The following is a 9,842-nucleotide window of genomic DNA, read 5'->3' on the forward strand; positions in this document are numbered from 1 at the left end:
AGATGGTTATATGCTATATTTCTTTTTTTTCTTCATCAGTTATCCGATACCTGCATCGCACTGAGGGTACCATATACGCCGCCTTCTATCTGCAGCAACTCAAAATGGGTACCTTCTTCCACTACATTTCCCTTATCCATTACGATGATCTTATCCGCCTGCCGGATGGTAGACAACCGGTGCGCAATAATAATGGTAGTGCGTCCTTCCAGTAATTTCTCCAGCGCTTCCTGTACCAGTTTCTCTGATACGCTGTCAAGTGCGGAAGTAGCCTCATCCAGGATCAGGATACGCGGATTCTTCAGCACAGCGCGGGCAATGGAAATACGTTGCCGCTGACCTCCGGAGAGCTGAAGCCCACGCTCTCCCACAATCGTATCTAATCCTGCGGACAGCGTGCTGATAAACTCCCAGGCATTCGCTTCCTTCGCAGCAGCAATAACCTCCTCATCCGTGGCGCCGATCCTGCCGTAAGCGATGTTCTCCCGGATAGTGGACCCGAAGAGAAATACATCCTGCATGACCACCGCAATCTGGCTCCGTAACGCCGCAAGCGGGAATGAAGTGATAACCTTTCCATCAAAGTAAATATTTCCTTTTTCGGCAGGATATAGCCCCAGTATAAGATTGATGATCGTACTCTTACCAGCTCCGCTGGGCCCCACAATAGCGATCTTCTGATCCCGTTCCAATGAAAAGGATACATCTTTCAGGATCTGTACTTCCTTCCGTGACGGATAGTGGAAGGCTACATGATCAAACCGGATATGACCATTCAAGGTATGTTCCGATATATCATCTTCCCGCACCACCGGCTCCACCGGCACATCCAGGATCTCAAACAAATGCTCGGTAGCGCCGATACTTTTCTGCATCCCTGAATAAGCCTCCGCCAGTTCAGTAACGGCGCCTCCCACAAAACCAGAGTAGATGATAAAAGTAAAGAGATCGCCAACGGATTTCATCTCCCCGGAACTCACCAGCAACGCCCCTTTCCAGACAATAATGATCATCGCACCAAATACGCCGAGTGCAAGAAAGGCAGTCAGCGCCCCCTGATACCTGCCGCCTCTGATGGCGGTATGCGCCGCTTCCTGTACCTTTCTACCATATCTTTTCATCTCAAATAATTCATTCACAAACACCTTCACACTGATAATTCCCTGTAATGTTTCCTCTACAATCGTACTCGCCTCTCCTGCCCGCTGCTGCACCTCTTTCGAAAACCGGCGCACATACCTGCCAAAGAAAATGCCCAGCAGCATTACCGGCGGCAGCAACGCAACCATGAACAACGTCAGCTTCAGCGATGTGGTCAGCAACAATACAATCCCCCCGATAATAATAATCACCTGCCGGAAGAACTCTGCAATCGTCACAGAGAATGTCTGCTGCAGCAACGCAATATCCGCTGATATGCGGCTGTACAATTCACCGGTGCGGCGGCTCTGGAAGAAGGTCAGCGGCAGCTGTATCAGATGATTGTAGATCTGCTGGCGCAAGGATGCCAGCCCCTTCTCCGTAACAGTGACAAAACAAAGCACACGGGCATACACACAAACGGCCTGCGCTACCAGCAAGCCCAGAATCAGCATACCCAGCTGATTGATCTCACTCCGTACGCCCCCCCTCCTGATGACATCCACTATTTTTCCCAGCAGACCAGGAATAGCCAGACTCAATGCACTGGATACAATCAGGAATAACATCCCCAGCGTAAACACCTTCCAATAGGGCCTGATGTATTTATATAAGCTCAGCGCTTTCTTTAACGCATTATCATTACCGGTTTCCATACTATAATTAATAATTTCAGAAAAGAGCATGGGGCTGACCGAAAAGTATTTTTTTTCTCGCAGAGGCGCAAAAAAGTAAAAAATTTTAGTAGCGAAGACCGCAGCAAGTTTTTAAGCCCGCAAAGTGGGAAGATTATAATATATTAAATATTCTGTATGGTCTCCTCACTTTGCGAGCTTAAAAACCCGCTCCGGTCTTCGCTTGTTTGCCTTTTTGCGCCTCTGCGAGAAAAAAAATACTTTTTGGTCATTCCCATGCAGATATTAAACAGATAATTCTCAGGACAATGCTTTCTGACCGATATGTTGCAGGCAGGCGTCACGCAGGATCTCCAGCGCCCTTTCCAGTACATCATCTTCTATGGTCAATGCCGGCAATAACTTCAGCACTTTATCTTCTCTTCCTACACATTCTACGATAAGCTGGCGCTTAAAGCAATCCTGCGCTATCTTCTTCGCCATCAGCGGATCTCTGAAGCGGGAGAGGTCAATACCCTGCATCAGGCCCAGCCCTCTTACTTCGATGCGGTCATCCAGTGCTGCGATCTCATCTTCCAGGAAACGGGTCACATAGCTGGCCTTTCTTTGTACGGCAGCGTCCAGTCCTTCTGCTTCGCGGAACTCCAGTGCCGCCTTGCCACCCACGAATGCCAGCTGGTATCCGCGGAAGGTGCCGTTATGCTCACCTGGTTTCCAGATGTCGAGGTCTGGTCTGATCAGCAGCATAGACATCGGTAAACCGTAACCGCTGAGCGATTTTGACAACACCACGATATCAGGTGTGATACCTGCGCGCTCAAAGGAGAAGAACTCTCCTGATCTGCCGCAGCCAATCTGTATATCATCGCAGATAAACAATACGTCGTGACGCTTGCAGATAGCATACAAGGCAGCCAGCCATTCTGCGGAGGCTACGTTGATACCGCCTTCTGCCTGTACGGTTTCCAGGATAACGGCTGCCGGTTTCTCAATACCGGAATGACTGTCTTCCAGCATCATTTCAAAATAAGCCAGGCTGTCGAATCCTTCAGGACCGTTCTGTTCAAAAGGAATGAACGTTACATTGTTCAGGCCCACGCCAGCCACTTGTCTGTGATACTGGTTGCTGGTAAGCGCCAGGCTGCCGAGCGACAAGCCATGATAAGCGCCCATGAACGCTACCACATTGGAACGTTTGGTATAGGTGCGCGCCAGTTTGAGCGCAGCTTCAATAGCATTGGTGCCGGTAGGTCCGCAGAACTGGAATTTGTAGTGAAGTGATTTAGGTTCCAGCAGATGCTGGTTAAATGCTGTAATGAATTCACTCTTGGCTACCGTAAACATATCCAGGCCCTGCATGATATAGTCACCCTGCATATAATCCAGCAGGCTTCTTTTGATGTACTCATTGTTATGGCCATAGTTGAGTGCGCCGGCGCCCATCAGAAAATCAATATACTCTTTACCGTTGTCGGTATACAGGATACTTCCCTTTGCTTTCTGGAAGACAACGGGATAAGACCTGGAGTAGCTGCGGACATTCGATTCAAAAGTTTCAAAAATATTGGTCAACATAGCATTTCATTTAATTGTTCAGAAATAAAAAACCTAATGGATTTATAGCGTTTAATGTGATTACCGTATATGCGTTGATGTTATATCCGTACTTTCCAGCTGTGCTTTCAGCAAACTTCCCAGCGTATCGCCATTGGCACCGTCAATCATGTTGAAGTGATCTCCCGGCGCGGTGATGGTTTGTACCTGGCTGGTGAATGTTGTCCAGCCGAGCGTTTCATCGAATCCGTCCTGCTGCCACTTCACCGTATCAGCATGCACAATGGTAAAGGCGGCATTTACTTTGCCCGCCGACACATAGCTGAACATGGTCGAGTTAAACAGCAGCAGCCGGCCCAACCGCAGCTCCGTTTCCGGGAACCTGTTCATAGCGCGGCAATGGCTGATTACCTCGTCTATCATGAAGCGTCGTGTGTCTTCCGGAGGCAGCCTGGTCATGGCCGTTTCTATGTCGGTAAGCCATGCCGGACAACGATCCGTTGTTTCGATGATACCCAGCATTTCCAGCGTGCCTTTTGCGATGTCCATGAGTGCGGACACAGTAGACGGCATTTCGGTACGTGGCGATACATCCATGATAGCTGCAAACTGAACGGAGTCTCCGTTGTGCTCCAGCTGCTTCACCATTTCATGCACCACCCATCCGCCAAAGGAGTGGCCAATCAGCCGGTACGGGCCTACCGGCTGCATCAGCCGCATCCATTCGATATTGCGTGTAGCAATTTCTTCGATGGCGCCCAGCGGCGCTTCCTTCTCCTGCGTCCCCATCATGCTTAAACCATATACCGGGCCGCAGGCTTCCAGGGCTTTCGCCAGCCTGTCGTAACCTTCTGCCGGACCAATACCTCCGGGCATAATAAATACCGGCCTGCCTGTTGTAGCTTTATTGAGGGAAAGAATATGACCACCGGAATAATCTTCCTGGTTACGTGTATCCGTTTCCGTAAGCATGGCGGATAACTCCGCAATGGTCTTGTGTATAACGAGGTCGCTCAGCTGGATGCTGTATCCCATCTTCCTGATGGCTGTCAGCACACGGATAGCGATCAGTGAATGCCCGCCCAGCTCAAAGAAATTATCGTATATCCCGATCCGTTCTATGCCCAGCAGCTGTTGCCAGACAGCCGCAAGGGCCTGTTCTGTTTCATTACGCGGCGCTACATACCCGCCACTTTGTGTATGAATAATCTCCGGATCAGGAAGATTTTTTCTATCGATCTTCCCGTTGGGCGTCAGCGGCAGCTGTTCCAGCATCATCCATACACCCGGCACCATATACTCCGGCAGCCTTTCGCCAAGGTATTGATGCAGGGCAGTCTTGCTGACAGCATCATTGGGTACCACATATGCCACGAGATGCCTGATTCCCTGCTCATTCGCGCTGGCTACTACGGCACATTGCTGTACCGATTCGTGCTGTTGCAGCATGTTCTCAATTTCTCCCAGCTCTATGCGGTAACCGCGGATCTTCACCTGTTCGTCAATACGGCCAAGGTATTCGATGGCGCCGTCATCCAGCCAGCGGCCAAGGTCTCCGGTGCGGTACATCCGTTCGCCATTGCGGTAAGGATCTTGTACAAAGCGGTCTGCGGTAAGGTCAGGGCGGTTCAGATACCCGCGTGATACGCCGATACCGGATACGCAGATCTCCCCTGCAATCCCGGGCGCGCACTGCTGCCCATGATTATCCAGGATGTAGATATGCAGGTGCTGCACCGGCCGGCCCAATGGCACACTGTTACCGGTTGGCGCGGCATACATGAAGTGATGTGTAATATCGTCGGAGGCCTCTGTAGGACCATAGGCGTTTACCACCGGAATCCGCTGATACTGCGGGTGATTGAACCAGGCTGTTACCAGCGCCGGACTCACCGCTTCGCCGGTTACCAGCAGGTAACGCAGACGGCTCAACGAAACAGACAGTTCTTCCTGCAATACGGCATTCAGGTAGGATGGCACCAGCTCCAGTATCGTCACTTCGTCTGTGTCCACCTGCCGGATCAGCTCCGCCGGTTGCAGGATGTGGTGATCGCCATAGATCACCGTTTTTCCTCCGCACAGCAAGGCGCAGAACATCTGCCATACGGATATGTCAAAGGTGTAGGAAGCGGTGTATGCCAGTATGGAAGACGCATCCAGCTGCAGGTCATTTATTTTGGCATAGAGATGGTTCAGCATTCCCTGATGCTCTACCAGTACCCCTTTCGGCTTACCTGTAGAACCGGAGGTATAAATCACGTAAGACAAATCCCTACCTGACGGCTTATGCGCAAGGGCGGTTACCGGCATATCCCCGAATGCTGCACGGTCATCCAGGTTGATGACCAGCCCTTCCCAATCGGATGGCAGGTTATTTTTACTTTCGTTGCTGCTCAGTACAATCGCGGTTCCGGTATCATCCAGCATGTAACGCATGCGCTCCACCGGATAAGCAGGATCGAACGGTACATATGCACCGCCCGCCTTCCATACCGCCAGAATACCCATGATCATTTCCAGCCCTTTTCCGATGCAGATACCTACTAACGTATCCGCCTGCACGCCGCGTTGTTGCAGTAAATGCGCCAGTTGACCGGAAGCCGCATCCAGCTCACGGTACGTCATTGTCTGATCATCATAGGCCAGCGCGATAGCATCGGGGCGTTGCTGCACCTGCTCTTCAAACAGGGTGATGACAGATTTTTCATGCGGATAAGCACTGGCTGGCCCGGCAGAGAAACGCGATAATGTTTCCTGCTCTGCCACTGACAATAACGGTAATTGATAGATATGTTCTTCCGGCGCTGCCATAGCTGCTTTCAACAGCTGTTCATAATGGCCGGCCATTCTTACAATCGTTTCTTTTCTGAAAAGGCCGGTACTGTAACCGATGCTCAGTGAAAGATTGCCCGCTTCTTCAGCAACCGTAAAGATCAGGTCAAACTGCGCAGCGGTGTAGGAAGATTCAACCGGAGAAACCTGCAACGCGCCAAAGCGGAAAGAGGAAGACTCCGGCGCATTCTCCATCAGGAACATCACCTGGAAGAATGGATTGCTCCCAAGCGCTCTGCTGCTGCTGGCTGCTGTTTCTATCACCTTTTCAAAAGGCAGGTCCTGGTTATCGTATACGTTGAGTAATCTTGCTTTTACTTTCTGTACCAGCGCCGTGAAGGTATGCTGTTTATCCAGGTCGCTGCGGATAGCCAGGGTATTAATGAAGAAGCCAATCAACCCTTCCAGCTCCTGCTGCCGTCTTCCGGCGATCACGGTTCCTACGCAGATGTCTTCCTGCCCGGAGTAACGCTGCAATAATATTTCGAAGACAGCCAACAATGTCATAAACAACGTAGCGCCCTGCTGCTGGCTAAACCTGTTCAGCGCTGCTCCCAATGATTTGTCAAGGGAGAAAGTAAGGATGTCGCCGGGAGTCTCATCATTCACCTGTGCAGACAAATCAGCGGGCAAACGTAACGGCTCTACGCCCGACAGCTGCTGCTTCCAGAATGCCTGCTGGGATGCCATAACATCACCTGTAAGGTACTCCCGCTGCCATAAGGCAAAATCAGCGTACTGGATGGAGAGCGGTTCGGGCAACGCTGTTGCGCCATCGGTGTACGCAGCATAGAAGGCAGACAGCTCATGGCCGATAACAGACAGCGACCAGCCGTCTGCGGCAATATGATGCACCGTAAGCACCAGCAGATGCGCTGTTGCGCTGTTACGGATAATACCTGCCCGCAGCATATAATCGGTTGCGAGGTGGAAAGGCTGTGCAATAAATGCGTGCACGTCTGCGGATGCAATGCCGGCCAGTTTCCAGTCGTTCGCTGAAAGTATTTCCTGGTAGCCGGTTCCGTTCTCTTCCCGGATAACGGTCCTTAATACTTCATGTCTGTCTACAACGGTACGCAGTGCATTTTCCAGCGCTGCAGCGTTCAGGCGGCCTTCCAGTTTCAATACCAGCGGTATATGAAATTGTGTGCTGCCTTCCAGCTGATCAATAAACCAGAGACGCTCCTGGCTGTAGGAGAGCGGAATCCTGGCAGGTCTTTCCTGTGGCAGCACAGCCGGTAGTGCCGCTTTAGCAGCATGATCCAGGTGCTTCGACAACAACGCGATGGTAGGATATTCAAATACCTCCTTCACGCTGATCTCTGCGGTTCTTCTTTTCCTGATAAGCGCGGTCAGTCGTGTTACCAGCAGGGAGTGCCCACCGGCTTCAAAGAAGTTATCATGGATGCTCACCGCAGATAATCCCAGCAATTCTTTCCAGATCTCAGCGAGCAGGATCTCTGTTCCGGTTACAGGCGCCACATACTCCCTGTTGTTGACAGGGAAGCTGTCCGGCTCCGGAAGTGCTTTCCGGTTGACTTTCCCGTTGGATGTCAGCGGTACTTCTTCCAGCAGCACCCAGGCCGCAGGCACCATATATTCCGGTAATCGCTCTTTCAGTAAGACGATAGCATCATCCTTATCAAAATTGTCTTTCGGTACTACATATGCTACCAGGCGCTTGTCGCCGCGCGCATCGGCTTTCGCCAGCACCACGCACTGGCTCACCATGCCGGTCTGTTGCAACACGCTTTCTATCTCTCCCAGCTCTATCCTGAAGCCACGTATCTTCACCTGTTCATCGATACGGCCGAGATACTCAATATCGCCGTCAGGCATCCTTCTCGCAAGGTCCCCGCTGCGGTACAACCGTTTACCGCCAATGAAAGGATGTTCAATGAATTTCTCCGCGGTGAGCACCGGCAAATTCAGGTAACCTCTTGCTACGCCTGCACCGCCGATATACAGTTCTCCAGGCACCCCCACCGGTACCGGCTGACGGCGGCTGTCGAGGATATAGGCGCTGAGTGTCGGAATAGGATTACCGATAACACTGATGTTGCTGTTCAGGTGCTCCGGCTGCAATTCCTTGAAGGTTACATGCACAGTCGTTTCGGTAATACCATACATATTGATCAGGCGGCAGCCGGGGTAAGATTGCTTCCAGCTCTTTATCTTCACCGGGTTTAATGCTTCTCCCCCGAAGATCACATATCGTACAGGCATTACCGTTGTGCGTTCTGCCAGGTAGTCCTGCAACACATAGAAGGAAGAAGGCGTCTGATTCAACACGGTAATTCCTTCCGTCAGCAGCAGTTCGCCGAAGGCGGCAGCATCCTGCGCCACTTCTTTTGGAATTACCACCAGCCGGCCACCATAGAATAAGGCGCCGTACATTTCCCAAACGGAGAAGTCAAAACAGAAGGAGTGAAAAACAGACCATACATCCTGCTCATTAAAATCAAACAACGGCTGATCTGTCATAAACAAACGCACTACATTGAAATGCTCTACCACCACGCCTTTCGGCCGGCCGGTAGAACCAGATGTATAGATGACATAAGCTGCATTTGCGGGAGATATTTTAACCGCCGGTATGGACGCCGGCAACTGACTGATCGCATTCCAATCGCTGGAAAGATCTGCCAATGAAGTATCGTAGCCGGTTTGTTGTACAGCGTTGCGGCCTTCGGTATCACATACCACCACGGTAGCTGCGGTATCCTGCAACATGTACAGGATACGGTCAGCCGGATAGAGCGTGTCGATGGGCACATAGGCCCCTCCTGCTTTCAGGATACCCAGGATGCCCACGATCATATCCAGGGTGCGGGCAGTACATACCGGCACCAGCGTCTCCGGCTTCACGCCTTTCGATACGAGGAAGTGCGCCAGCTGATTGGAACGCTGCTGTAGCGCTTTATAGGTAAGTCTTTCCGCGCCGGATACCGCCGCGATGGCATCAGGTGTTCTCGCTGCCTGCTCTTCAAACAGGTCAACAATCGTTTTATCTGCAGGGAATCCTACCGGTATATCGCCCGATGCATCCAGCAACTGACGCGCCTCTCCGGGCAACAGCATTTCCAGCGCATCAATGTTATCCGCAGCGGCAGCGGCGGCGGCAACAGCACGCAGCAATTGCACATAGTGGGCGGTCATACGCTGGATGGTGGCTGCGGTAAACAGATCTGTACAATAGCTGACGGCCAGCGACATGCCATCTTTATGCTCCGCAATGGTGAAGGTCAGATCAAACTGCACGGTATCATGTGTCGCTTCTTCAGCGGAGATCTGCAAACCTTCCAGTTCCTTGCTGTCTGTATCAGGTGCATGCTCCATTACAAACATCACCTGGAACAACGGATGACGGCTTCTGTCCCGTTCACGTACCACCGCATTCACCACTCTTTCAAATGGAATATCCTGATGGTCATATGCTTCCAGGAAGCTGCTCTTCACGTGTTGCAGATAGTCTGCAAACGGCTGCCCGGCTTCCGGATAAGTGCGGATCACCAGTGTATTGACAAAGAAACCAATCAGGTCATTTACTTCCTGTTGCCTGCGGCCCGCTACAGGCGTGCCTATAGCAATATCGTGCTGACCACTGTAGCGATACAATAATACCTTGAAGGCCGCCAGCAGCGTCATGAAAGAAGTTGCTTCCAGTTTGTTGCTGAGCTT

At 51.4% G+C, this 9,842-nt stretch carries 3 protein-coding genes; all 3 read right to left on the reverse strand.

What is annotated here, in order from left to right; genetic code table 11:
• Positions 1-35: 35 nt before the first annotated feature.
• Complete coding sequence (locus VM802_RS12025; RefSeq protein ID WP_325530707.1) at positions 36-1,796, reverse strand: ABC transporter ATP-binding protein; 1,761 nt, start codon at positions 1,794-1,796, stop codon at positions 36-38.
• A gap of 279 nt (positions 1,797-2,075) precedes the next feature.
• Positions 2,076-3,350 (reverse strand): diaminobutyrate--2-oxoglutarate transaminase, encoded by a 1,275-nt coding sequence (ectB, locus tag VM802_RS12030; protein ID WP_325530709.1) that lies wholly within the window; start codon positions 3,348-3,350, stop codon positions 2,076-2,078.
• A gap of 60 nt (positions 3,351-3,410) precedes the next feature.
• Positions 3,411-9,827, reverse strand: a complete 6,417-nt coding sequence (locus tag VM802_RS12035) for a non-ribosomal peptide synthetase (protein ID WP_325530711.1) — start codon at positions 9,825-9,827, stop codon at positions 3,411-3,413.
• Positions 9,828-9,842 lie beyond the last annotated feature (15 nt).

It is taken from the genome of Chitinophaga sp. (genome assembly GCF_035538455.1).
Classification (GTDB): domain Bacteria; phylum Bacteroidota; class Bacteroidia; order Chitinophagales; family Chitinophagaceae; genus Chitinophaga.